This is a genomic window from Neisseria sp. P0020.S003 (assembly GCF_051957095.1).
In the GTDB taxonomy this organism is placed as follows: domain Bacteria; phylum Pseudomonadota; class Gammaproteobacteria; order Burkholderiales; family Neisseriaceae; genus Neisseria; species Neisseria subflava.
Genome location: NZ_JBQCWU010000001.1, coordinates 78711 through 104516, shown reverse-complemented (window position 1 = coordinate 104516; position 25806 = coordinate 78711). Strand labels below are relative to the sequence as shown.

The 25806-nt window shown below is 50.8% G+C and carries 26 protein-coding genes and 1 other RNA gene; 22 read left to right on the top strand and 5 right to left on the bottom strand.

Annotation, left to right across the window (positions count from 1 at the left end; all coding sequences use genetic code 11):
• Positions 1–21: 21 nt before the first annotated feature.
• From ACTHTQ_RS00530 to murU, 22 genes are all read left to right on the top strand, one after another.
• On the top strand, positions 22–1332 hold the full coding sequence (locus tag ACTHTQ_RS00530; RefSeq protein ID WP_003684579.1) for an O-antigen ligase family protein: 1311 nt from the start codon (positions 22–24) through the stop codon (positions 1330–1332).
• Positions 1329–2399, top strand: coding sequence for a glycosyltransferase family 4 protein (locus ACTHTQ_RS00525; RefSeq protein WP_440362754.1), 1071 nt, complete (start codon positions 1329–1331; stop codon positions 2397–2399). Before ACTHTQ_RS00530 ends, ACTHTQ_RS00525 begins: the two co-directional genes overlap by 4 nt.
• A gap of 13 nt (positions 2400–2412) precedes the next feature.
• Positions 2413–3585 carry a glycosyltransferase gene (locus tag ACTHTQ_RS00520; RefSeq protein WP_440362753.1) on the top strand — a complete coding sequence of 391 codons (1173 nt, stop codon included), beginning with the start codon at positions 2413–2415 and terminating at the stop codon, positions 3583–3585.
• A complete protein-coding gene (locus tag ACTHTQ_RS00515; protein WP_440362752.1) occupies positions 3578–4195 on the top strand; it encodes a sugar transferase in 618 nt (205 codons plus the stop codon). Before ACTHTQ_RS00520 ends, ACTHTQ_RS00515 begins: the two co-directional genes overlap by 8 nt.
• A complete protein-coding gene (locus ACTHTQ_RS00510) occupies positions 4182–5156 on the top strand; it encodes an ATP-grasp domain-containing protein (RefSeq protein WP_440362751.1) in 975 nt (324 codons plus the stop codon). The genes ACTHTQ_RS00515 and ACTHTQ_RS00510 overlap by 14 nt, the downstream gene beginning before the upstream one ends.
• Positions 5149–5841 (top strand): HAD family hydrolase, encoded by a 693-nt coding sequence (locus ACTHTQ_RS00505; protein WP_440362750.1) that lies wholly within the window; start codon positions 5149–5151, stop codon positions 5839–5841. Before ACTHTQ_RS00510 ends, ACTHTQ_RS00505 begins: the two co-directional genes overlap by 8 nt.
• 13 nt (positions 5842–5854) lie before the next feature.
• On the top strand, positions 5855–6634 hold the full coding sequence (locus tag ACTHTQ_RS00500; protein WP_440362749.1) for a methionyl-tRNA formyltransferase: 780 nt from the start codon (positions 5855–5857) through the stop codon (positions 6632–6634).
• Positions 6627–7802, top strand: coding sequence for a DegT/DnrJ/EryC1/StrS family aminotransferase (locus tag ACTHTQ_RS00495; protein WP_440362748.1), 1176 nt, complete (start codon positions 6627–6629; stop codon positions 7800–7802). Before ACTHTQ_RS00500 ends, ACTHTQ_RS00495 begins: the two co-directional genes overlap by 8 nt.
• 107 nt (positions 7803–7909) lie before the next feature.
• Positions 7910–9811, top strand: coding sequence for a polysaccharide biosynthesis protein (locus ACTHTQ_RS00490; RefSeq protein WP_440362747.1), 1902 nt, complete (start codon positions 7910–7912; stop codon positions 9809–9811).
• Between the two features lie 43 nt (positions 9812–9854).
• Positions 9855–10982 (top strand): polysaccharide export protein, encoded by a 1128-nt coding sequence (locus ACTHTQ_RS00485; RefSeq protein ID WP_003684536.1) that lies wholly within the window; start codon positions 9855–9857, stop codon positions 10980–10982.
• A gap of 172 nt (positions 10983–11154) precedes the next feature.
• Complete coding sequence (locus tag ACTHTQ_RS00480; protein WP_440362746.1) at positions 11155–11604, top strand: low molecular weight protein-tyrosine-phosphatase; 450 nt, start codon at positions 11155–11157, stop codon at positions 11602–11604.
• Positions 11605–11630: 26 nt separating this feature from the next.
• Entirely contained in the window at positions 11631–13790 is a 2160-nt protein-coding gene (locus ACTHTQ_RS00475; protein WP_440362745.1) for a polysaccharide biosynthesis tyrosine autokinase, read from the top strand.
• A 135-nt stretch (positions 13791–13925) separates the two neighbouring features.
• Positions 13926–14915, top strand: a complete 990-nt coding sequence (locus tag ACTHTQ_RS00470) for an NAD(P)H-dependent glycerol-3-phosphate dehydrogenase (RefSeq protein ID WP_440362744.1) — start codon at positions 13926–13928, stop codon at positions 14913–14915.
• A gap of 74 nt (positions 14916–14989) precedes the next feature.
• Complete coding sequence (locus ACTHTQ_RS00465) at positions 14990–15313, top strand: hypothetical protein (protein ID WP_191620629.1); 324 nt, start codon at positions 14990–14992, stop codon at positions 15311–15313.
• Positions 15314–15324: 11 nt separating this feature from the next.
• On the top strand, positions 15325–15627 hold the full coding sequence (locus ACTHTQ_RS00460; RefSeq protein WP_003681511.1) for a cell division protein ZapA: 303 nt from the start codon (positions 15325–15327) through the stop codon (positions 15625–15627).
• A gap of 8 nt (positions 15628–15635) precedes the next feature.
• Positions 15636–15816: non-coding RNA, 6S RNA (gene ssrS / locus ACTHTQ_RS00455), on the top strand.
• Positions 15817–15994: 178 nt separating this feature from the next.
• Positions 15995–16426: a 50S ribosomal protein L13 gene (gene rplM, locus ACTHTQ_RS00450; RefSeq protein ID WP_440362743.1), complete on the top strand. Its 432-nt coding sequence runs from the start codon at positions 15995–15997 to the stop codon at positions 16424–16426.
• A gap of 12 nt (positions 16427–16438) precedes the next feature.
• Positions 16439–16831: a 30S ribosomal protein S9 gene (gene rpsI, locus ACTHTQ_RS00445; protein ID WP_003681515.1), complete on the top strand. Its 393-nt coding sequence runs from the start codon at positions 16439–16441 to the stop codon at positions 16829–16831.
• A gap of 84 nt (positions 16832–16915) precedes the next feature.
• Entirely contained in the window at positions 16916–17425 is a 510-nt protein-coding gene (locus ACTHTQ_RS00440) for a protein disulfide oxidoreductase (RefSeq protein WP_440362742.1), read from the top strand.
• Between the two features lie 339 nt (positions 17426–17764).
• Complete coding sequence (gene hpaR, locus ACTHTQ_RS00435) at positions 17765–18202, top strand: homoprotocatechuate degradation operon regulator HpaR (protein ID WP_003684610.1); 438 nt, start codon at positions 17765–17767, stop codon at positions 18200–18202.
• A gap of 10 nt (positions 18203–18212) precedes the next feature.
• Entirely contained in the window at positions 18213–18713 is a 501-nt protein-coding gene (gene hpaC / locus ACTHTQ_RS00430; protein ID WP_440362741.1) for a 4-hydroxyphenylacetate 3-monooxygenase, reductase component, read from the top strand.
• A gap of 86 nt (positions 18714–18799) precedes the next feature.
• Positions 18800–19495: an N-acetylmuramate alpha-1-phosphate uridylyltransferase MurU gene (gene murU, locus ACTHTQ_RS00425; RefSeq protein WP_440362740.1), complete on the top strand. Its 696-nt coding sequence runs from the start codon at positions 18800–18802 to the stop codon at positions 19493–19495.
• Positions 19496–19588: 93 nt separating this feature from the next.
• On the opposite strand, the gene rarD is transcribed toward murU, so the two are convergent.
• The 5 genes from rarD to ACTHTQ_RS00400 form a co-directional block, all read right to left on the bottom strand.
• A complete protein-coding gene (gene rarD / locus ACTHTQ_RS00420; protein WP_440362739.1) occupies positions 19589–20491 on the bottom strand; it encodes an EamA family transporter RarD in 903 nt (300 codons plus the stop codon).
• 39 nt (positions 20492–20530) lie between these two features.
• Positions 20531–21601 carry a tRNA (adenosine(37)-N6)-threonylcarbamoyltransferase complex transferase subunit TsaD gene (tsaD, locus tag ACTHTQ_RS00415; RefSeq protein WP_283120775.1) on the bottom strand — a complete coding sequence of 357 codons (1071 nt, stop codon included), beginning with the start codon at positions 21599–21601 and terminating at the stop codon, positions 20531–20533.
• A gap of 98 nt (positions 21602–21699) precedes the next feature.
• A complete protein-coding gene (gene ccsB, locus ACTHTQ_RS00410) occupies positions 21700–22887 on the bottom strand; it encodes a c-type cytochrome biogenesis protein CcsB (protein ID WP_283120774.1) in 1188 nt (395 codons plus the stop codon).
• Positions 22880–24832, bottom strand: coding sequence for a cytochrome c biogenesis protein ResB (locus tag ACTHTQ_RS00405; RefSeq protein WP_440362892.1), 1953 nt, complete (start codon positions 24830–24832; stop codon positions 22880–22882). Before ACTHTQ_RS00405 ends, ccsB begins: the two co-directional genes overlap by 8 nt.
• A 265-nt stretch (positions 24833–25097) precedes the next feature.
• The gene (locus tag ACTHTQ_RS00400; RefSeq protein WP_003684518.1) at positions 25098–25721 is read right to left on the bottom strand and encodes a c-type cytochrome; all 624 of its coding nucleotides are present in this window, start codon (positions 25719–25721) and stop codon (positions 25098–25100) included.
• Between the last annotated feature and the right edge of the window lie 85 nt (positions 25722–25806).

Sequence of the window (25806 nt, the reverse complement as noted above, 5' to 3'; positions counted from 1 at the left end):
TACGATAACAACAGAATGACCATGAAAATAAAACGTCTGAACTTATACACTTACATCCTATACATCATGCTCGCAGCCTATATGCTGGGGCCCGCGCTATCCTTTAAGGTCGGCGTGCCGCGTATCGACAACCCGCTGACCCTGATATTTGTACTGCTTGGTTTTGTCGTATTTTTTCTGGAAAGCAAGCATATTCCGCGCAAGATTTTTGCCATGCTCTGCGCCCTGACCGCCATGTGCATCTGGCCTGCCATCCACATGGGTATTACGTCGCTGACGCCGACGCAGTACATGGATATTTTGTTTTTTATGGCGATTCCGGCTTTCTTCTACTTGTTTTACCAAGTATCGAAACGTGCCGACGACCCTTTGGGAACGATTCAAAAGTTCCTCATCGTATTTACGCTGTTTATCGCCGTGCCGCCTTTTGCAGAGTTGGCCACCGGCATTCAGTTTGTGAGCGCCAGCGATGAGTTGGCTATTGATGAAGGTTCACTCAAAGGCTTGTTCTTTAACCCGAACAACCTTGCCGCCACCGCAGTCTGCCTTGCACCTGCCATTTTGTTTTTCTTCCAACTCCAAGGACGAAAACACAAAGAAAAACTACTGGGCTGGGGTTTGTTCCTGCTGTTGGGCATGGCCATTTTCGCCAGTGTATCGCGTACCGCCATCGGCTGTTACCTGTTGATTTTGCTGGTTTATACGGCCTATCGCAAAAACGGTTTTATTACAGTCGGCGTAGCTGGTTTGCTGGCGTTGGTGTTGTCGATGATTCCGTCACGCGCGATTGCGGAATTTTTGCTGTCGCTCAACGGCAACCAGTTTTTGGAACGTTTTTCCAGCCGCGTGTACCTCTTCCTGTACGACTTGGGCAGCGACAACTCCGTGTCCTACCGTCAGGAGATTTACAACTACTTCTGGAACAATCCGCCCCTGCTGCTGACCGGTTACGGTCCTAAAAACTTCCGCGAATATTTCGGCGGCCACTTGAGTAACAGCGTGGGTTTTGAAAATCCGCACAGTTTTATCATCGAACTGTATTTGGGTTTCGGCATAATTTCCCTGCTTGGCTTTATTGCATTTGTAGCGTTTTATTTCCTCTACACTGCCTCAAGCCGTGCACTAACCAATAAATCACGCGTACTGGCTTGGGTTACCTTGGGCATTTTCCTGCTGGCCGGTTTTATTCCATCCACCATTTTGCGTATGCCGTTTATCTGGCTGCCCTGCCTGCTGATTTTTATTTACAGCGTATTTGTTGCGCCCAAGCTGAAAGATATGGCCGCTTACGCATACAACGAAACACTATACGATACGAAGAAACCATCATGAAAATCATCCTGACTACCTCCATGTTCGGTCTCGGTGGCACTGAAAACGCCACTTTCCGCCTCGGCCGCCTGCTCAAACAACGCGGACACGATATCGTATTGGCCTCTTCAGACGGCCCTTTGATTCAGGAAGCGCAAGCATTGGGCATCCGTTGGCAGCCGATTGATTTTTACCAAGGCGGTCTTTTGGGTTACGTCAAAGGCATGTTTGCCTATATGAAGCTGCTGAAAAAAGAAAAACCTGATGTGATTCACTGCCAAATGGCGCGTATCGTTCCAGCCTGCGCCATTGCAGCCAAGCTCGCTTCGCCGAAAACCAAAGTGTTCTACCACGCTCGCGGCCTTGATCCGGAAACTTATCCGAAAATTGCCAAGCTTTTCGACAAGCTGGGCGTGTACATCATCGGCAACTGCAAACACGAACGCGAAAAACTCATCCGTTACGGTTTCCCTGCCAACCGCATCACCTACACTTACAACGCCCTGCACAAAGCAGATTTTGTTCCTGAAAAAACGGTCAAAGACTATGTTCAACTGGGCACGCTTTCCCGCTTGGACACCGTCCGCGCCGTGCATCTGATGTTGGATATTTTGAAGAAAATGGTTGACCGCGGCATGCCTGTACGCCTCAACGTTGCAGGTATAGGCGAAGAAATGGACAACCTCAAAGCCCAAGCCAAACGTTTGGGCATTGAAGACAAAGTCACCTTCCTCGGCGGCATCCGCGACTTGACCGGCTACTTCAAAGAAGTCGATATTTTGGTGAACACGCCGCATTGCGTGGGCGACCACGGCGCAGGTGTCGGCAACAATATTTTGGAAGCCGGCCTTTACGACACGCCTGTCGTGACCTACAACATGGCGGGCATTTCGGAAATGGTCATCACCGGCCAAACCGGCTACTGCATTCCTTTTGGCGATGACGAAGCGTTTATCGAAGCCGTCGATACACTCATCAAGCATCCAGAGTTGCGCAGCCAAATGGGCAAAGCCCTGCACAAACATGTCGAAACTTTATGCTCCGACGATGAAATCTACCGCACCACCATGGCTGCGTACGAAATGTAAGGCCGTCTGAAACATGAACATTACCATCGTCGCCCCTTATTGCTCGCTGCCGTCCGAGCCGCATTTCAACCGCTTCTGGTATCTTGCCGAGCTGTTGTCGCAGTCGCATGACGTGTTGCTGATTACCAGCAACTTCAAGCACTACAACAAATCTTTCAGACGGCCCGAAGATGCCGAGGCCGCCTCACAAGGCCGTCTGAAAGTCATGCTGTTGGAAGAAAGCGGATACAGCAAAAACGTGTCTTTAGGACGCGTGACCAGCCATCATCGCTTCGTCAAACATTTTGAAAAATGGTTGGAAAACTGCCGTCCGGGCGAACAAGACGTCGTCTTTTCCGCCTATCCGCTGATTGCCACCAACCTGCTGTTGGGCAAACACAAAGCGCGTTTGGGTTACAAACTGATTGTCGATGTGCAGGACGTATGGCCGGAGTCTTTCTCCTCGGTCGTGCCGTTTTTGAAAAAAATCCCGCACAACCTGCTGCCCTTCTCCTCCCGCGCCAACCGCGCCTACCGCTACGCCGACGCGCTGGTTGCCGTATCGCAGACTTATCTCGACCGCGCCAAAGAAGCCAATCCGAACGTACCTAGTGAAGTCGTCTATATCGGTGCTGACTTTCCCAAACTCGATGCCGCGCCTGCCAAAGATTTTGGCGACGATAAAACCCGCTTTTTCTACTTGGGCACGCTCAGTTACAGCTATGACGTGGAAACCGTGTGCAAAGGCGTTCGCAAGCTGTTGGACGCCGGCGAAAACGTCGAATTGCACATCATGGGCGGCGGCCCCGATTTGGACAGGCTCAAACAATACGCCTGCGACGGCATCAAGTTTTACGGCTACATTCCTTACGCCGAAATGATGTCGGTCGCCAAAGGCTGCGACATCTCCGTCAACGCCATCCATTCTTACGCCATGCAGTCGATTACCAACAAACTGTCCGACTATATGGCTTTACAAAAACCGATTCTGAACAGCCAGGTCAACGACGAAGTTGCCGAAGTCCTTACCCTGCTGCCGCATGCGAACTACCGTTCCGGCGATGTGGACGGTTTCGTTCAAGCCGCCAAAGATATTTTGAAGCGCAAAAACGATCCCGTTCAGTCCGAAGAAATCGTCCGCCGCTTCAAACGCGACGTTGCCTATCAAAAAATCGTCAACCTGATTGAAAGATTAGCTCATGAGTAAATTCTTCAAACGCCTGTTTGACATTGTTGCCTCCGCTTCAGGGCTGATTATCCTGTCGCCTGTGTTTTTGATTTTGGTGTACCTCATCCGCAAAAACCTAGGCTCGCCCGTGTTCTTCATCCAAGAGCGGCCGGGCAAAGATGGCAAGCCGTTTAAAATGATTAAATTCCGCTCCATGCGCGATGCAATCGATAAAGACGGCAACCCGCTACCGGACAGCGAACGCCTGACCGATTTCGGCAAAAAATTACGTGCCACCAGTTTGGACGAACTTCCTGAATTATGGAATGTCTTAAAAGGCGAGATGAGTCTAGTTGGCCCTCGTCCGCTGCTGATGCACTACCTGCCGTTGTACAACGACTTCCAAAACCGCCGCCACGAAATGAAACCGGGCGTGACCGGTTGGGCCCAAGTCAATGGCCGCAACGCCATTTCATGGGATGAAAAATTTGCCCACGATGTTTGGTACATCGACAACTTCAGCTTTTGGCTGGATATCAAAATTTTGTTCCTGACGGTTAAAAAAATCTTCGTCAAAGAAGGCATCTCAGCCGAAGGAGAAGCCACCATGCCTTATTTCACGGGTAATAAAACTGATGAAAAAAAATAACATACTGATTCTGTCGGCAGGTCGCCGTGTCGAATTGGTGCAGGACTTTCAAACCGAAGCCACACGTTTTTCAGACGGCATCGGCGTTTTTGCCACTGACCTCAACCCACACATGTCTTCTGCCTGCCATGTTGCCGACCGCGCTTTCAGTGTGCCGCGTATCGATGCAGCCGAATACATTGACAGCATTCTCGAGCTGGCCCAACAACACGACATCGGTCTGATTGTGCCAACCATCGATACCGAGCTGCTCAAACTGGCCGAAGCACGTGACCATTTTGAAGCTGAAGGAATACATATTGTCATTTCCGATGTAAAGCTGATTACCCTGTGCTGCGACAAGCGCCTGACCGCAGGCCTGTTTGCACAATACAGTATCCGTTCGCCTGAAATTTACGAACGGGACCGCCTGGTTTTCCCATGTTTTGCCAAGCCTTATGACGGCAGCCGAGCCATCGGTGCGAAAAAAATCAACACACCGGCTGATTTGACTGTCGACATTACCGAAGACCCGAAAATGATGTTCGCCCAATACATCGATATCGAGAATACTTTCTCCGAATTTACCGTCGATATGTATTACGACCGTCAAGGCCGTCTGAAATGCGCCATTCCTCGCGAACGTTTGGAAGTGCGTACCGGCGAAGTCAGCAAAGGCGCAACCCGACGCAATGCCCTATATGAAGAGCTGGTTGAAAAAATGGCCGTATTGGAAGGCGCACGCGGCTGTATTACCGCGCAATTCTTCGTCAGCAAAACCGACAGCACGACCTACGGTGTGGAAATCAACCCGCGTTTCGGCGGCGGCTTCCCGCTGACTTACGCCGCAGGCGGCAACTATCCGGGCTGGCTGATTCAAGAATACATCGGCGGCCAAGACATCCCTTTCTCCAACGACTGGGAAAACAATTTAATCATGCTTCGTTACGATGCTAAAGTTTTGGTAAGAGAACATGATTAAGCCGGAAGAATCTGTCATCGTCTTCGATCTTGACGATACGCTTTACTCTGAGCACGACTACAAATACTCCGGAATACAGGCAGTTGTAGGGATAATTACGTCGCTTTATCCTCAATACGATGCCGACGTACTAAATGAAATTGTAGACAATAAAAGTAAAGACTGGCTCGATAATTTGTGCCATCATTGCAAATTAAACGAATTAGAGAAACAATCACTTTTGTGGCAATATCGACTACATAGGCCTGTTATCCGACCCTATGTCGAACCGTCTTTTTTACGGAAGCTGATGCGCCCTTTTGCCGCACGCGCCCTGATTACAGACGGCCGCAGTCTGACACAGCGTTTGAAAATACAGGCCTTGGGTTTGACCGATTTGTTTGACGACATTTTGATTTCAGAAGCCATGCAATCGGAAAAACCCGACGATAAGCGTTTTGTCTTCCTGCAAAACAAATATCCGGCTGCAAAACGTTTCATCTACATCGGCGACAACATCAAAAAAGATTTTGTCGCACCCAACAAACTGGGTTGGCTCTCCATAGGCATCATGCCTAAGCCGCACAATATTCATCAAGCCGAGCCCGAGCAATACGGTCGTGAATACCAGCCCACCCTTTGGATAAACACCCTGGAAGAATTGACTACACTGACAACTTCCGCCACCGAAAAAGCAAATGCATAAGGGACATTTCTCCATGAAAATCTTATTTATGGGTCGTAAACAGGTTTCCGCCAACCTGCTTCGTTTTTTGACCAAACAAGACCATATCGAAATCGTCGGTGTCTTAACCGACAGCCATCTGCAAGGCTCGCCGACTACGGCCGCCGCGCAGGAATTGGGCTTGCCCCTGTACACCTTCGATACGGCTTTGGAAGCAATGCGAGAAGGCCGTCTGAAATACGATTTGGGCTTGTCCGTCCTTTACTGGCGCAAGCTGCGTGATGAATTCCTGAGCATTCCGACTTTAGGCACGATCAACTTCCACCCTGCGCTGTTGCCCGAATACAAAGGCACAGGCGGCTACAACCTGGCCATCATGGACGAGCTGAACGAATGGGGCAATACCGCCCACTACGTCGATGCTTCCATCGATACCGGCGAAATTATCGAAGTGGACCGTTTCCCTATCGACGCTGAAACAGAAACTGCCCAATCGCTCGAACGCAAAACCATGCAGGCATTGGAAGATTTCGCACGACGCATCATCACCCGTGCCATCGAGTCGAAAACCAAATTGCCGACCACGCCAAACATCGGCGGCCGCTACGTCAGCCGTGACGAAATGGAAGCCATGAAGCAAATCCGTGACGGCGACGACGTCGAGAAAAAAATCCGTGCATTCTGGTTCCCGCCTTACGACGGCGCATACGTCGAAATCAACGGTCAAAAATACACCTTAATCAACCGCCAACTGCTGGAAGAAATCGCCCCCAAAGGCTCAACCAGTCTTTTCGCAGGAAAAACAAATGCTTAATACATCACTCTCTCCATGGCCAAGCTTTACTCAAGAAGAAGCCGATGCCGTTTCCAAAGTCCTGCTGTCCAACAAAGTCAACTACTGGACAGGTACGGAATGTCGCGAATTTGAAAAAGAATTTGCAGCTTTTGTCGGCACGCAATACGCCGTCGCCCTATCCAACGGCACGCTGGCACTTGATGTCGCGCTTAAAGCAATGGGCATAGGAGCAGGCGACGACGTCATCGTTACCTCGCGCACCTTCCTCGCCTCCGCTTCCTGCATCGTTACCGCAGGCGCAAACCCCGTGTTTGCCGATGTGGATTTGAACAGCCAAAACATCAGCGCCGAAACCATCAAAGCCGCGCTGACGCCGAATACCAAAGCCATCATCGTCGTCCACCTCGCCGGTATGCCCGCCGAAATGGACGCCATCATGGACTTGGCAAAAGAACATGATTTGTGGGTTATCGAAGACTGCGCCCAAGCGCACGGCGCGAAATACAAAGGCAAATCCGTCGGCAGCATCGGACACGTCGGCGCATGGTCGTTCTGCCAAGACAAAATCATGACTACCGGCGGCGAAGGCGGCATGGTCACCACCAACGACAAAGAGCTGTGGAGCAAAATGTGGTCGTACAAAGACCACGGAAAAAGCTATGATGCCGTGTACCACCGCGAACACGCACCAGGTTTCCGCTGGCTGCACGAAAGTTTCGGCACCAACTGGCGCATGATGGAAATGCAGGCTGTCATCGGCCGCATCCAGCTCAAACGTATGCCCGAATGGACTGCCCGCCGTCAAGCGCACGCCGCCAAGCTGGCAGAAAGTTTGGGCAAATTCGCCAGCATCCGCCTGATTGAAGTCGCCGACTACATCGAACACGCGCAATATAAGTTCTACGCCTTCGTCAAACCCGAACACCTCAAAGAAGGCTGGACGCGCGACCGCATCGTCAACGAACTGAACGCACGCAAAGTCCCATGCTATCAAGGCAGCTGCTCCGAAGTGTATTTGGAAAAAGCTTTCGACAACACGCCTTGGCGTCCGAAAGAGCGTTTGAAAAACGCTGTAGAGTTGGGCGACACCAGCCTGATGTTCTTGGTGCACCCAACCCTGACCGATGAAGAAATTGCGTTCTGCAAAGAAAACATCGAAGCCGTATTGACTGAAGCCACGGCATAATCATTTTCAGACGGCCTGCAACTTCAGGCCGTCTGAAAAATAAAACAGCCTGCTTCAAACAATCCGTACCAAGCCACATTACAACACTCAGACACAAGAAATATAAAATGAACTTGGAAACCCTGCTGGCTCTGCCGCGCAACCTTAAAAAAGCCTTCTTCGTCATTCACGATATCTTGATGATATTCGTGGCGTTTTGGTTTGCTCAAAGCCTCAAAGTACAATATTCCGACGAATGGTTGAGCATCGCCAACTGGCTGGCTTTTGGTAGCACCGCTGTGCTGACCATCATCCTTTTCATCCGTATCGGCCTCTATCGCGCCGTCACGCGCTTCGTCAGCATCCGCGTCCTGACCGCCGCCGCATTCGGCAGCATCATTTCAGCGGTCTTGTTCTGCCTGACCACCCTGATTTTTGAACAAAAACTGCACCTTGCCCTGCCCATCGTCTATTTCTTGGTCTTGGTGGTCGGCGTCATCAGCTCGCGCATGATCCTGCGTGCGATTCTGACCGACCATCACCGCAAACAGATGACCCCCGTCATCATCTATGGCGCAGGCCAATCCGGCCGCCAGTTGTTGGAAGCCATCAAACAGGTTAACGAATACTCAGCCATTGCCTTTGTCGATGACAACCCAAAAATCCAACGTACCGTCATCTATGATCTTGCCGTCTACAACCCCAATGAAATCCCGATGCTGATCAGCCGCTACGGCGTCCGCAAAATTCTGCTGGCGATTCCAAGTTCTACGCCGGAAGAACGCAAAGACATCATCCGCCGCCTCGAAGCATACAAATGCGAAGTCCTGACCATTCCGGGCATGAAAGATTTGGTCGACGGCAAAATCAACGTCAGCTCATTGAAAAAAATCTCTGTGGTCGATTTGCTCGGCCGCGCCCCTGTGGCACCGCGCCCTGAATTGATGAGCGCCGACATCAGCGACAAAGTCGTGATGGTGACCGGCGCAGGCGGTTCTATCGGCTCCGAACTTTGCCGTCAGATTCTCAACTGCCGTCCGACCAAACTGCTGTTGTTTGAATTGTCCGAATTTGCCCTGTACAGCATAGACAAAGAATTGCGCGAAACCCAAGCCGCGCAAGGCAGCCAAGTCGAAGTCGTACCGCTTTTGGGCTCGGTTCAAAACAAAGAACGCCTTAGCAGCATCATGAAGGCCTATCACGTCGACACCGTCTATCATGCCGCAGCCTATAAACACGTCCCTATGGTTGAGTTTAACACCATCGAAGGCATTCAAAACAACGTGTTCGGCACACTCTGCTGCGCGCAGGCCGCCGTAGATGCGGGCGTTTCCACCTTTGTTTTGATTTCCACTGACAAAGCCGTCCGACCGACCAACACTATGGGCGCCAGCAAACGCATGGCCGAACTCTGCCTGCAAGCCCTTGCCGTCGAACCGGAACAAAAAACACGCTTCTGCATGGTGCGTTTCGGCAATGTATTGGGTTCGTCCGGCTCCGTTGTCCCTGTATTTGAAAAACAAATTGCCGAAGGCGGCCCGATTACCCTGACCCACCAAGACATTACCCGCTACTTCATGACCATTCCCGAAGCAGCGCAACTGGTTATCCAAGCCGGCGCAATGGGTAAAGGCGGCGACGTATTCGTCCTCGACATGGGCGAATCCGTCAAAATCATCGACCTTGCCCGTCAAATGATTGTCCTCAGCGGCCTCAAAGTCAAAGACGAGCAGCACCCTCACGGCGACATCGAAATCAAGATTACCGGCCTGCGCCCGGGCGAGAAACTTTATGAAGAACTGCTCATTGGCGACGAGGTACAAAAAACCACTCATCCCCGTATTATGACCGCCAGTGAAGTAATGCTTCCATGGACGCAATTATCTGACATACTGTCGGAACTCCAAACCGCTTGCCTCCAAAGTGACCAAAACAGCCTGCGCCAGCTTTTGTTGTGCGCACCGACAGGCTTCGTACCCAAAGACGGTATCTGCGACTTGGTTTGGCAACAAAACAATAAGGCCGTCTGAACATTTTCAGACGGCCCGGACACCATCCCGCAAGGACTACTACATGAAAAAAACGCTCTCCCTGCTTACTCTATTCGCACTGACTGCCTGTAACAGCACGACAGTCATTCCTGGTTCAACCATCAAAACCAGAACCAAAACCATTGTTTACACCGATACCGACACCGCAGCCGACACCAACCTCGACAGCCGCGTTGCCGTTTACCCCATCACGCCCAACCTGATTGAAAAAATGCGTAAGCCGCCTGTACTTTCCCAAAACAACCAAGGTTTGGAGCAAAGCAAAAGCGCTTACCGCTACCGCATCGGCAGCGGCGACGTCCTCAATATCATGGTTTGGGCGCACTCCGACCTTAACTCCCCTATCCAGCAAAGCAACCCGCAAACCAACCAAGTCAGCCGCGGGGCCTGGGTAGATGAGGGCGGTTATATTACTTACCCGCTGGCAGGCAAAATTCAAGCCAAAGACAAAACTTTGGACGAATTGCAAAACACCCTGACCAACCTTCTGAAACGCTACATCAAAAACCCTCAAGTAGCCATCAACGTTACCGAATTCCGTTCGCAACGCATTTCAGTATCCGGTGCCATCAACCAAGCAGGTCAACTGCCGATTACCAATATCCCGATGACCATTTTGGATGCCATCAACCAAGCAGGCGGCGTTACCCAAAGTGCCGACACCCAACACATCAAATGGACGCACAACGGCGTCGACCGCACCATCTCCCTGCAAGACATGCTGCAATACGGCGATATGTCGCAAAACCATCTCCTCAGCCATGGCGACATCGTTTACGTTCCTAACAGCAGCAACAACAAAATCTACATCATGGGCGAAGTCGGCAAACAAGCCACACTGCCGATCGGCAATCACGGCCTCAACCTGACCCAAGCGCTCGGAGAAGTCGGCGGTATGAACCAAAACTATGCTGACGCAACCGGCGTATTCGTAATCCGCCGCGCACCAGAAGACGCGGCCAAACCTATCCACATCTATCAGCTCAACCTGAAAGATGCGACTTCTTACGCATTGGGCAGCGAATTCAAACTGCGTTCGGAAGATACCGTTTACGTTACCGCTGCCCCGGTTACCCGTTGGAACCGCGTAATGTCACAAATTACCAACTCCATCAGCAACGTCAACACCCTCGACAATACGTTTAGATAAACAGTGGTTCCTGCTGTCAGACCCTTGTTTGACAGCAGGATACAAAATCACGCACAATCCAAGCTAATTACATAAACGGCATACAAAAGCCGTACACACCGCACAAACGGAAAAGCAGTATCTTATAGTCTGACTCACGTTTTTTTTCAGACCATAAACCGAAAACAATATCATGTACCACAACATACTCATCGTCTGCCTAGGCAACATCTGCCGCTCCCCCACTGCAGAGCAGATCATGCAGAAAAAACTACCCGGCCATCAAATCAGCAGCGCCGGCATAAAAGCACTGGCAGGTAAGGATGCCGATTTCCAGGCCATTAAAACCGCACTCAAACACGGCGTCATCGTTGCAGGCCATACGCCACGCCAACTGACCGCCCAGATGTGCGAACAGGCCGATTTGATTCTCGTCATGGAGCCCAGTCAAATCGACATGGTGGCCGACATCCATCCGCCGGCACGCAGCAAAACCATGCTGTTTGCCCAATGGTTGCCTAAAAAAACCATACCTGACCCATACAAACAAAGCAGCGAAATGTTTGAAGCCGTTTTTGAACAGCTCAATGCTGCCGCAGACACTTGGAAAACCAAACTAAACGGAAAAACTCAACCGGTATAAAACCGGCATGAACAAGAAAGCAAGCAATGAAAAAAACGACCTACACACCTTACAGCGCAGACAACGACGAAATCGACTTCGGCCAACAGCTGCGCGTAATTTGGACAAATAAATACAAAATCCTCGCCGCCCTGCTTGCAGGCGGCATTCTTGGCGCAGCCTTCAGCCTGGCATCCACTCCGCAATACCGTGCCGACGCCATGCTGGAAATTGAAACGCGACAAAACCAAATCCTGACCGAAATCAACAGCATCTTCAACAACCAAACCACGCCGTCTGAAGCAGAAGTCGAGCTGGTTCAATCACGCTTGGTACTGGGTAAAACCGTTGACGACCTTCAGCTTGACCAAGAAGTCAAAGCCAAATACACACCCGTTATCGGCAGCCTGATGCACAACGTCAGCGGCGACCCTGATCCCAAACTGACCGTCGGCAGCTTTACCGTACAAGACGAATGGTTCAACAAAACCTTCACGCTGACCGCCAAGAGCAACAAAGCCTATACCCTTACCCTGCCTGACAAACGCATTGTAGAAGGCAAGGTCGGCGTACCTCTGAAAATCAACAATCAAACCACCCTCAAAATCGATCAAATCTTAGCCAATCCGGGTCAAGAATTTGCGTTGACCAAGTTCTCGCGCATCAGCGCCATCGAAAACATCCAAAACAAACTGGCGGTCATCAGCAAAGGTAAAACCAGCCCCATCATCAACCTTACCTTTACCGGCACTGACCCTAAACGTACCAGTGTCATCCTCAACAGCATTGCCGACAACTACGTTGCGCAAAACCGCGAACGCGACGTCCAAGTTGCATCCAGCGGTTTGGCCTTCATCAGCGAAGAATTGCCACGCTTGAAAGAAACCTTGCAAGACGCTGAAAACAAACTCAATGCCTACCGCCAACAATCAGGCTCCCTCGACATTCCGCTCGAGTCCAAAGGCGCATTGGAAAGCCTGACCGGCATCGAAACCCAAATTACCCTGCTCAAAACCGAAGAAGCAGGCTTGGCCGAGCTATACACGCCGGAACACCCTTCCTATAAAGCCGTATTGGACAAACTTGCCGTTCTCGAGCGTGCTAAAAACAAAATCAACCAACAAATTGCTGAGTTGCCGAATACCCAACAAGAAGTTATCCGCCTGACCCGCGACGTAGAAACCAACCAGGCTACCTACGTCCAACTGTTGAGCAAACAACAAGAACTCAACATCATGAAAGCCAGTGCGCAAGGTAATGTCCGCATCGTCGATTATGCCTATGTCCCTGAAAACCCCGTTGCCCCGCGCAAAGCTGTCATCACACTCCTGAGCGCACTTGCCGCAGGTTCATTGACCGCTTTGTGGCTGATGATTCGCAACCGCATGAAAAACGGCATTACTTCATCCGAAGAAATCGAAAACCTCAATTTGGAAGTCGTCGCTCTTATTCCGCACTCCAAAACCCAGCAAAAACGCGACTTCTTCAAAAGCAAATTCAAGAAAACCGGCGGCCGTTCCAACTATCTGCTGGCCAGCGAAGACCGCGCCGACACGGCCGTCGAAGCCATCCGCGCCCTGCGCACCAATATCTACTTCTCCATGCTGGACGCACCTAACAACGTCCTCATGATTACCGGTGCCGCGCCTGAAGCAGGTAAATCCTTTATCTCCGCCAACCTTGCCACCGTAATGGCGCAGTCAGGCAAACGCGTTCTGCTTATCGATACCGATATGCGCAAAGGCTACCTTGACCGACTCTTCGGCCTTACCCCCGAGTTCGGCTTGTCTGACATCCTCAACAGCAAAGCGGCTCCAGCCAAAGCCGTACAAGAAACCGGCATTGAAAACCTCCACCTCATCAGCAGCGGCAGCTATCCTAGCAATCCGTCTGAGCTTTTGATGGACAACCGTTTCAACGAGTTGCTTGCCAACGCTAGCCAACGCTACGACTACGTCATCTTGGACACGCCGCCCGTATTGGCCGTGACCGACGCCGTCATCATCGGCCAACATGCAGGCACCGTCCTGATGATCAGCCGTTATGCACATACGCGTGCACGAGAGCTTGAGGCCAGCGTTGAACGCCTCAAACAAAACCACATCAACATCAAAGGTGTCGTCCTCAACGGCATGAAGCGCGAAGCCAACAACAGCTACGACTACTACGCCTACGATGCCTACCATTCCGGTAACAATAAATCATAAACCGAAGTAGGCCGTCTGAACTTTCAGACGGCCTAAGGCTTTTTAAACGGCACAAAATATTTTTCACAAACGCTGCCCTTGCACCCCAAAGCCGTTTGTTTTAAAGTAAGCCCCGTTCCCATATGGAAGAGAAACATGAAAATTACCGTCATCGGCGCAGGTTCGTGGGGTACAGCTCTCGCGTTGCACTTTGCGCACCACAACAATGAAGTTGCCCTTTGGACACGCAATCCCGACCAAATCCGCACCCTGCAAGCAGATCGCGAAAACAAACGCGGCCTGCCCGGCTTCCCTTTCTCTGAGTCCCTGACCGTTCACGCCGATTTGGGCGAAGCGCTGAAAGACAGCCAACTTGCCCTGATCGTTACCTCCGTAGCCGGCCTCAGAAGCAGCGCCGAGCTGCTCAAACAGCATAACGCCGCCGATATTCCCGTTCTCGCCGCCTGCAAAGGTTTTGAACAAGATACCGGCCTTCTGACTTTCCAAGTACTGAAAGAAGTCCTGCCTAACAATAAAAAAATCGGCGTTCTCTCAGGTCCGAGCTTTGCCCAAGAACTTGCAGCCCAACTGCCTTGCGCCATCGTACTTGCTTCCGAAAACAAAGACTGGGTGGAAGAAACCACTGCCCAACTGAACACCAACGTAATGCGCCTGTACGGCAGCACCGACGTCATCGGCGTCGCTGTGGGTGGTGCCGTTAAAAACGTCATGGCGATTGCCACCGGCCTTTCAGACGGCCTCGAATACGGCCTCAATGCACGCGCAGCCTTAGTAACACGCGGCCTTGCCGAAATCACCCGCCTTGCCATCGCCATGGGCGCGCAACCCAAAACCATGATGGGCTTGGCAGGCATCGGCGACCTTATCCTGACCTGTACCGGCGCACTCTCGCGCAACCGCCGTGTCGGCCTCGGTCTCGCAGAAGGCAAAGAGTTGCATCAAGTGCTTGTCGAAATCGGCCACGTTTCCGAAGGTGTCAGCACCATTGAAGAAGTCTTCAACACCGCTGCCAAATACCAAATCGATATGCCCATCACTCAAACCCTGCTGCAACTCATCCGCAAAGAAATGACCCCGCAGCAAGTCGTTGAACGACTGATGGAACGAAGCGCGCGCTTCGAATAAACTATCGCGCCGTCTGCCATTCAGACGGCCTGACGCACAATATGACGGCCATAAGGCCGTCTGAAGGGAAACACATGAACCAATCACTGAACAATCTGGAAATCAACGTTTACCAACTTGTCCAAAAATTTGAAACGCTGGTTTCAGAAAACCGCCGCCTCAACGAAGAAATCGACAGACTCAAACTCGAACAAGAGCAACAAAAACGCCAACACGACGCGGCCATTGACGAACTCAGCGAAGCCTTGCTGGTTCAAGTCGGCAAACTCAAAGAAGACCTGCAAAGCAAAATTGACAACCTGACTGCCGAAAAAGAAAACTACCGCAACGCGCTGGCCCAAAGTGCAGACCAAATCCGCAGCCTCATTGCCCGACTGCCCCAAGAACCACAACAATAAAAGGACGCCCCGTGAGTATCGAACAAGTCAATCTCGACATCATGAATGTCAACTTCACCATCAACACGCCGAGTGAAGAAAAAGCCACCCTCCTGCAAGCCGTTGAAATGCTCAACAAAAAAAGCGACGCGATTAAAGAAAGCGGCCGCATCGTCGGCACGGACAAAATCGTCGTCATGGCAGCCCTCAACGTCGTACACGACCTCTTGAAAACCACCCTCAACGACGATTTGGCAATCGGTGAATTTGAGCGTAAAATAACCGACATGAACAACGCGTGCCAAAAAGCACTGGCGCGCTTGGAACAAAACTGATTTCCCCCTTTTCCCTGCGGTGTTCGCGAAGGCATATATTCCTTTGAACCAATACGTTCGCTTTAGGTTGCCGGGAGCTGTAGTGGGCGCGAGTGTCCGTTTATCGGACGCACCCGAAACTACCCGAGGTGACCGCCTTGTTAGCAAGGTTCAAGCGGATTCAGCCTAAACGGCACTCGTGGGGATTCCCTAAAAAAGCCATACCGACAGGTGTGGCTTTTCCCTTTCTAAGTAAAGACTTTCGTAAAGATTTCCGGCCGTCTGAAAAAACCGCATATTCATGCATCAAACACACTCAATTAAGATTGACAAAAGCCAATCTCCTCTTTAAAATCCATAACTTTCTATATATATCTGGATTCCAACCATGAAAACCTTCTCTGCAAAACCCCACGAGGTGAAGCGCGAATGGTTCGTCATTGACGCAGAAGACAAAGTTCTGGGTCGTGTCGCAGCCGAAGTCGCACACCGTCTGCGCGGCAAACACAAACCCGAATACACCCCTCACGTTGATACCGGCGATTACATCATCGTCATCAACGCAGACAAACTGCGCGTGACCGGTACTAAATTCGAAGACAAAAAATACTTCCGTCACTCTGGTTTCCCAGGCGGCATCTACGAGCGTACTTTCCGCGAAATGCAAGAGCAATTCCCAGGCCGCGCTTTGGAACAAGCCGTAAAAGGCATGTTGCCTAAAGGTCCTCTGGGCTACGCCATGATCAAAAAACTGAAAGTGTACGCCGGCGCCGAACACGGCCACGCTGCACAACAACCTAAAGTTTTGGAACTGAAATAATAAGGACACGACATGAACGGTAAATACTACTACGGCACAGGCCGCCGCAAAAGTTCAGTGGCTCGTGTATTCTTGACTAAAGGTACCGGCCAAATCATCGTAAACGGCCGTCCCGTTGACGAATTCTTCGCACGTGAAACCAGCCGCATGGTTGTACGTCAACCTCTGGTTCTGACTGAAAATGCCGAATCTTTCGACATCAAAGTTAACGTAACCGGTGGTGGCGAAACCGGCCAATCCGGCGCTATCCGTCACGGCATCACCCGCGCCCTGATCGACTTCGACGCAGCCCTGAAACCAGCTCTGTCTCAAGCAGGCTTCGTTACTCGCGATGCTCGTGAAGTTGAACGTAAAAAACCAGGTTTGCGCAAAGCACGTCGCGCAAAACAATTCTCCAAACGTTAATACGTTTTCAGAATCGAATCAAAAAGCCTTGCTCTGCAAGGCTTTTTTTCATTTATAAAACAATAATCCAATATCCCGCAATATATGATGAAAACCCTGATCCACTACGCCAAATCATTGCTTCAGGCTGTGATTATCTTCATCTTCTTATCCCTGATTGTCGACTGGGTGCGCAAGCCTGACCAACCCTTACAATCAGCAGCACAAACCATCACTTTAACCGATGGGCAAACCACCTCTCTCCAATCCTTCAGCCAAAATCGGGTTGCCATCGTTTATTTTTGGGGCAGCTGGTGTCGTATTTGTTCATACACATCGTCCACCATAGAAAAGCTGCACCAAGACAATATCCCAACACTGGGCGTAGCCTTGCGCTCCGGAAGCGACGCGGACATTGCCCATCATATGCAACAAAACAATCTATCCTTTCCAAACTTCAACGATTCAGACGGCCTGATGGCTCAAAAATGGAACATAGCCGTCACGCCGACCATTATCATATTAAAAGATGGCAAAATGATTCATCACACATCCGGACTTTCCAGTTATATCGGCTTAAAAATCAGAATTTACTTGGCAAATATCTTCAGCTAAATTCATTGAAAATCCACTAAAAATAGAGAATCTAAAGAATAATTTCACCTGAATATATTCAACCAATTCCATTTCATAAATAAATAAACTATCTCTTTCCCAATAACATATGATTTTGTTGAGATTATAAAGAAAATAGACTAAGATATAACCATAAGAACAATTGGAAACATTATTATCAAAACAAACTGTTAGAGATCTTCATCTAATATTGTGGCAGTGATGCTTTTGTTCCCATGACCCGGCTGCCGACGGCAGCCTTAAAACAGCAATATTCGCCTTTATCAATCTACCTCACGCTTCAACGGTTTGATTTTTGATAACACCGGAGACTTAGTAATGCCCAACCAATCTAAACATGCATCTATCAATATCGGTCTGATTCAGGCGCGGGAAGCATTGATGACCCAATTCCGCCCTATTCTGAACCAAGCCAATATTACCGACCAGCAATGGCGTATCATCCGGCTCTTAGCGGAAAACGGCACACTCGACTTTCAAGATTTGGCCAATCAGGCCTGCATCCTTCGCCCCAGTCTGACCGGCATTCTGACCCGCTTGGAAAAAGCAGGTTTGGCCGTCCGCCTGAAGCCTTCCAACGACCAACGCCGTGTCTACCTGAAACTGACGCCTGAAGGTGAGAAACTCTATGAATCCATCGGTGCATTGGTTGACGAACGCTACGATGCGATTGAAAAAGTTCTATCCAAAGAAAAAATGGCACAACTCAAAGAACTCTTGGCAGAGCTGGCAAAAATCGAACAGGCATTAAAATAAAGAAAGCCGGATGACAGACTCAACACACACACTCAAGAGATTATTTCGAGATGCCATGGCCTCCTGTGCCGCCGGCGTGCATGTTATTACGACAGACGGCGAAGCAGGACGCTATGGCATTACCATGACTGCCGTCACTGCCGTTACCGACGAGCCACCGACGGTCATGCTGTGCATCAACCGCCAATCCGCCATCATTCCCATCCTGCAAGGCAACCATGATTTGTGCATCAACACGCTCAATGACAGCCAGCAGGATATCGCCGAACACTTTGCCGGACTGACCGACCTCTCGCCCGAAGAACGTTTCGAATACCATATTTGGCATAGAGGGCAAACCGGACAGCTCGAGGTTGAAGGTGCGCTGGCGCACCTGCACGGCAGTATTGTCGATCAGCGCGAAATCGGCACGCATTACGTCTTTTTCGTTCAGCTCAACGAAATCCGCAATACCAACACGCAAGCACCGGCATTGCTGTATTTCCGTAGGCAATTCAAATCTTTGGCATAAATAAAGGTCTCAGGCCGTCTGAAAAATGAAACTGATGTTTCAGACGGCCTGAGACCTTTTCTGTTTCACACATTATAGGCACACCCATGAAAGCAATGATACTGGCCGCCGGTCGCGGCGAACGCATGCGCCCCCTGACCGACCACACGCCCAAACCCTTACTCGAAGTAGCAGGCACGCCGCTTATTGGTTGGCACTTACGCCGCCTGCAACAGGCCGGCTTCACTGAAATCGTCATCAACCATGCCTGGCTTGGCCAACAAATCGAAGACACCTTAAAAGACGGTTCGGACTACGGCGTGCGCATTGCCTATTCTCCAGAGCGCGCCGGAGGCCTGGAAACTGCCGGTGGCATTGCCACAGCCCTGCCTCTTTTGGGCGACGAACCGTTTTTGGTCGTCAATGGCGACGTATTGACCGACATTGATTTCCAAGCTGCAGGACTGGCTGCCAAGCGTATGCAGGAACACAACCTTCTCGCCCATTTGTGGCTGGTGGACAATCCGCCACACCATCCCGAAGGCGACTTCGGCCTGCTTTCAGACGGCCTAGTATCCGCCTCATCCGCAGACGGTCAAGCCCTGACTTTCAGCGGCGTAGGTGTCTATCATCCCGCGCTTTTCAAAGATACCCCGGCGCACCAAGCTGCCAAACTTGCCCCCCTGTTGCGTCAGGCCATGAGTCAAAGCAAAATCAGCGGCGAACACCACAACGGCCTTTGGTTGGACGTCGGCACAGTCGAACGCCTGCAAGAAGCCGACCGTATTGCCCAAAGCTGGTAAAACAAAAGGGACGCATCCGATACGTCCCTTTCAATATCAAAGGCCGTCTGAAAATATTGTTCAACTCAGTTTTCAGACGGCCTTAATCTATCATCAAGCTTTAGCCAATTTCTTTTCTTTCTTCATTCCCAACAAGCCATTGGCTATCATCACGCACAATCCCGACCAAATCAGGCCATAGCCGATCAATGCACCTTTTTGTACCGGCTCGCCCAGCCACACAATCGACACGATAAAGAGCAACACAGGTTCCAAATAGCTCAACATACCGAACACTGCAACCGGCAGCAACTGATTTGCCTTCAAATTCAAATGCATGGATATTGCGCTATTGAAGCCCAGCAACACAATAAAGAAGATTAAAACCGGTTTGGCCGCTATCATCGCCGGCGTATCCGTTGCAAATATAATATACGCCAACGCAAATGGCGTAATCATCAACAAATCAAACGTCAATCCGATTAAAGAAGGCACACCCAGTTTTCGGCGCAACAAATAATAAAACGGATAAGTACCAAACACCCATACAGTCGTCCACGAAAACGCACCCGACCGTACCAATTCACATGCTACGCCTGCACATGCCAATGCAATGGCAACCGTCTGCAATCGGTTTAAACGCTCTTTAAACCAAATCCGTCCGCCCAGCATCATAGACAATGGGAACAGAAAATAGCCCATCGCCACGTTTACGCCTTCGCCGTTGACCGGCCCCCAGACAAACAGCCACAACTGGCTGGCAAATATCGGCGTCGGCAATACAATCAACAGCCACCGCTTCCAATCACGGCCGATATTGTTCGCAAACCGCGCCGCAGCCTGCCAACCGTTGACCATTGTCATCAGCACGCATAAAGCCGACAGCATCGCCACCATACGCCACGCAAAAATTTCCGTGCCGCTCATCGGCTGCATCCATACGCCGTACAGAAACAGCATAGCAAACAATGCATTGGACGTTATGGCCGCCAGCAAACCTTTAGATAAATTCGTCATTTCAGACGGCCTTTCATTGCATCGAAGCAGTCTAATACATCAGCCCTGTTTCACAATATCCGACAGCGGCCAGCGCGGCTTGACATTGAATGCACCGACAGCCTGACGCTCGGCAAGACGCATCGCGCCGGCAAAGGCAATCATTGCGCCGTTGTCGGTGCAATATGCCATCGGCGGGAAATAAACATTGATTTTTTCTTCCTGCGGCTTGGGTTTGCCCTTTTCAGACGGCACTTTGACGGTTAAGCGCGAAAATTCATCACGCAGTTTCCAGTTTGCACCCACACCGCCGGCAACTACCAAAGTTCTGAAGCCGGTATCCAACAACGCTTTTTTGGCTTTGGCCGCCAACACATCGACTACCGCATCTTGGAAAGCGCGGCAAATGTCGTTTCGTGTTTGTTCCGGAATTTCATCGCTGCCGGTTTCGGCACGGACTTTTTCGACAGCGGTTAAAACGGCGGTTTTCAAACCGGAAAAGCTCATCTGCAAATCGTGCGAATGGAGCATGGGGCGTGGGAACGTGAAAGTATCAGGTGTGCCGAGTTTGGCCAGCTCGGACAATTTGGCACCGCCGGGATAAGGTAAACCCAAAAGCTTGGCCGTTTTATCAAACGCCTCGCCTGCCGCATCGTCTACGCTCTCACCCAGCAAGGTGTAATCGCCGATACCGCGTACAGCCATAAATTGCGTATGTCCGCCCGACACCAGCAAAGCGACAAATGGAAATTCAGGCTTATTGTCTGCCAACAAAGGCGAGAGCAAATGGCCTTCAAGATGGTGGACGGGAATAACAGGCTTGCCGATGGCAAACGCCAAAGCGTTGGCGAAGCCTGAACCGGCCAGCAATGCGCCACCCAAGCCCGGGCCTTGCGTAAAAGCAACCGCGTCAATATCAGCATAGCCTACGCCTGCTTCTTTCAAGCAACCTTGCGTCAACGGTACGACACGGCGGATATGGTCGCGGCTGGCCAACTCGGGGACAACACCGCCGTATTCGGCGTGCATCGCCATTTGTGTGTGCAAATGATGCGCCAACAGGCCGCGCTCGGTATCGTAGAGCGCAACGCCGGTTTCGTCGCAAGATGATTCAATTCCTAATACCAACATGGTTTGAGGCCGTCTGAAAAAATGATTAAAAACGATTCAGACGGCGTTTTCTCCGAAAACGGAAAAAGGCCGTCTGAAATAAAGTGTGGGATAGCTGCTTACAAAGTGCCGTAAGAATGCAGACCGCTTAAGAACATATTCACACCGATAAAGGCAAAGGCGGTAATGATCAGGCCGATGACCGCCCACCAAGCCAACACCCTGCCGCGCCAGCCTGCCACCAGTCGCAAATGCAACCAGACAGCGTAATTCAGCCAAACGATAAATGCCCAAGTTTCTTTCGGGTCCCAGCTCCAATAGCGGCCCCACGCGTCGGCCGCCCACAATGCGCCGAGAATGGTGGCGATGGTGAAGAACAGGAAACCGACGGCAATCGCTTTGTACATGACTTCTTCAATGACTTGAGATTGCGGCAGCCATGATTTTTTGCCTGCATCTTCTTTTCTGAGTGCCAGCAGTTCGGCAATACCCAGCATGGCGGCGATACAGAATGCGCCGTAGCCGATAAAGTTGGCCGGAACGTGGATTTTCATCCACCAAGACTGCAAAGCAGGAATCAGCGGCTGGATGGCATGCGCCTCGCGTGAAACGCTGTACCACAAGACAAATCCGACCACAATCGCCATAAAGCTGAAGACGAAGCCGCCCAGTTTTTGTACGGCAAAACGGCCTTCGTAATAGAGGTACATCAGCGCCGTAATGACCAAGAACAAGATAAATACTTCGTAAAGGTTGGAAACCGGAATATGGCCGGCATCGGGACGCAGCAGATAGCTTTCATGCCAACGCACCAGCAAACCGACAAAGCCCGCCACCGCGGAAACCCACGCAAACACGGTACCCATGCCCAAAAGCGTATTGGACGGCACATTTTTGCGCACCGCCGCTATCGCGCCGACGATATAGGCAAACAAGGCGAAGAACACAAACGCGCATTGCCACATAATCGCCGACTGGCTGCTTAACAGGTATTTGAGCAGGAAGCCGTCTGCACGTTTGATGTCGCCGCCATACAAATCAACGGCCAAATACGCCAAGCACACGCCCAAAGGGATAAACCAGCGCATCGGTTTGAAAAACCAACCCAGAAAAACGGCAATACCGGCACTCACCCACAAAATTACCATTTCGTAGATGTCCATGTGCAGACCGGCCTGGGTTTGGGCAATAAACGCGCCGACTGCAATCAGCAACGCGAACGCCCAGTCGAAAAGGTTGAGGTTTCGGATAAATGATTTATGTGTCAGAAGCTCATGCTCGGGCAAGGCCTGATGTTTGTTATTCATGGTTCAAATCCTTGGCAAGCTGCTGCAATTGCCGTGTGTGTTGCGGAAATTCTTTCTGCAAGTCGCGTTCGTTGCGGCTGGAAGACATGGCAAAACGGATACGGCCGTCTGAAAACAGAAGCCAAGCACGTTTTTCACGAATATAGAACATAAACACCGTACCCAACACCAGCAATACCGAACCCAAATACACCAAGAATGCGCCCGGCGAACGGGTCATCTGCAGGCCGGAAGAGCGTACTTCGGTAAAACTTTCCAGTTGCAACAGCATCGGCGCGGGATATTCGGTCAAACCGGTGTAAGCATCCATTGCATGCAGCAGGAAGCGGTTGCGTTTTTCATCTTGCGGCCAAGCCGGCAGATTATATGTGCTGATCGTATCTTCCAGAGCGGCATTCATCACGCCATAGAGCATCTCATAGAAATAGCCCTGCATTTTTTCCTGCTGCTCTTTCGGAATGTTGGTGGTAACAAATTCGTCCAAAGCCAAATAGCCGCCTTTGGCAAAAATCGACAAAGTGTTTTCCGCCGCCGCCATGAATTGCTCACGGATTTCGGCAGGCGCGCCTTTAACGGCATTGGCAACGGTTTTACGGCGTGCCGCATCGTCTTTCAGATATTGGCGCAAAGCCATAAAGGTGTCGATTTGGCCGTTTTTATCCATCGGAATGCGCAACCAGCGGTATTGCTGCGCCAAGCCGCTGCGTGTGCCGGTAATGAAGAAATAGTCTTCATCTTGTTTTACCGGCAACATATAGTTTTTATATTCGACAGCCTGCCCTGCTTTGTCGCGGATGCGGTAAACGATAGACGGGCCGATATTTGTGTATTTTTTGCCTTCTTGACGGACGGAGCGAACATCGTTGAGGGCGGATTTCAGGTTTTGCTCTTTTTCAGACGGCTCGCTCATGTCTTCGACGTTCATCGAAGTAAACTGGTCAAATTCCAGTTTATAAGAAGTCTTGCCCAAATCCAGCGGAAACTCGCGCATAGACGTTGCTTTGAGTTTAACTGGAGTACGGTCGGCATCAGCCAGATTCCACGCTTTAAACATCAAGTCAGAGCCGCCGTCGGCAAAACTTGCCTGATAAACCGTAATACCGTGCAACGTCAAAGGATGGTTGACGCGGATAGTGTGTTCGCTGACTTTGCCGGTTGCCTTGTCCGTTACTTCCAAGTCGCTGGCAAAATCACGCGGCATACCAGTATCGTAAAAGTCGATATGGAATTTCTTTAATTTGACCGAGAACGGCAGGTCTTGCACCAGCATGCCGTTATCCGCATTCAGAAACACCACGTCCGCGCTCTGCCCTTCCGCGATATTGACATTGCCCCTAAACGACAGGTTGGATTCTCCCAACACGCTTTCGGGCTTAAAGTCTTTGGCGTAAACCGCAGTATTGTCCGGCACGACTTGGCCGGTGAGCATACCGATTTTCAGCAGGATATTGCTGTCTATCAAACCGCCCAAACAAATCACAATCAGCGCGGCATGGGCAAAGATATAGCCCCATTTGTTCATCGCGCCTTTTTTCGCCGCCACCAAAACCGAGCCGTCTTCACGCGTAACGGTTTTACAACCGTAGCCCTGCACTTCCAAATATCGTTGTGCGACTTCGGGCGTCACCTGTCCGTCTAAAACGATGGAATGGCGCATTGCCGCCAGCGATTTTTCCTTCGCGTTTTCACGGAAGGAACGAATCTCGCGCAAAAACGGCGGAACATTGCGAATCAGGCACAATCCGGTGGAAATCACCAAAAACATCATGATGACAACGAACCACGCCGAGGCGTACACGTCGTACAGGCCCAAAAAGCCGAAAATCTGTGACCAAAACGGGCCGAATTTCACCAAATAATCGACTTGTGGCTGGTTTTGCTGCAAGACCGTACCGATAATCGAAGCCACGCCCAACAGGCTGAGCAGGGCGACGGCAAAACGCATGGAGCTGAAAAAGGCAAACCACGGTCTGCGGATGAGTGGGACGGATGATGAAGATTTACTCATGTTTCAACTGTCGGCTTTGAACAACCCAATCAATCGGGCTGCGATGGACGTTATGATGCGAAAGGAAGAATACTGTATATTGTAGTCAAAATCTTACTGTCGCTATTTGAAAAAACCAATCAGGCTTATCGGCATATATTGGCTAAGGCCGTCTGAAGGGTTTTCAGACGGCCTGTATCAATAAGCTCGTTTCAAAACGAAATTAGTGCAAACCTTGGATGAAGTTGGCTACTGCGTTCAACTCTTCTTCGCTCAGGCGGTTGGCAATATCGGCCATGATGGCGTTTTTGCGTTGGCCGGATTGGTAAGCTTTCATTTGCTCGACAACGTAAGCTTTGTGTTGGCCACCCAGACGAGGATAGGCTTGGATTTCAGTACCGCCGCCAGGGATACCTGCGCCGCTAGGACCGTGGCAAGACATACATGCCGGCAGTTTTTTAGCGCTCAGACCGCCGCGATAGATTTTTGCGCCCAGCTCTGGGTTTTCTTTAGGATTGGCTTCGCCCGGTTTGCCTTGTTGTTTGGCGTAGTAGGCGGCAGCGTCGCGGATGTCTTGTTCGGACAAGTTCATCACCATCGGTTTCATCACGCCGGCAGCACCGTGGGTGCGGGTACCGTCTTTGATGGCCATGGTTTGACCGTAGGTGTAGGCCGCAGCCTGACCTGCCAGTTTAGGATAAGTTGCGATACCGCTGTTACCATCGGCTGCGTGACACGCCGCACAGATAGTAGTCGCTACCTGTTTGCCTTTTTCAGCATCTGCTTTAGGGGCAGCGGAAACCGCGCCGGCAGCCAATACCAAGGCCAATAAAGTCAATCGTTTCATGGAGTGCTCCTGATTACAGCATTGCGTACCGCGTCAATGCCTTTTTTATACTCAAATACCGGGGAATTTTCCCGATTAAAACCGA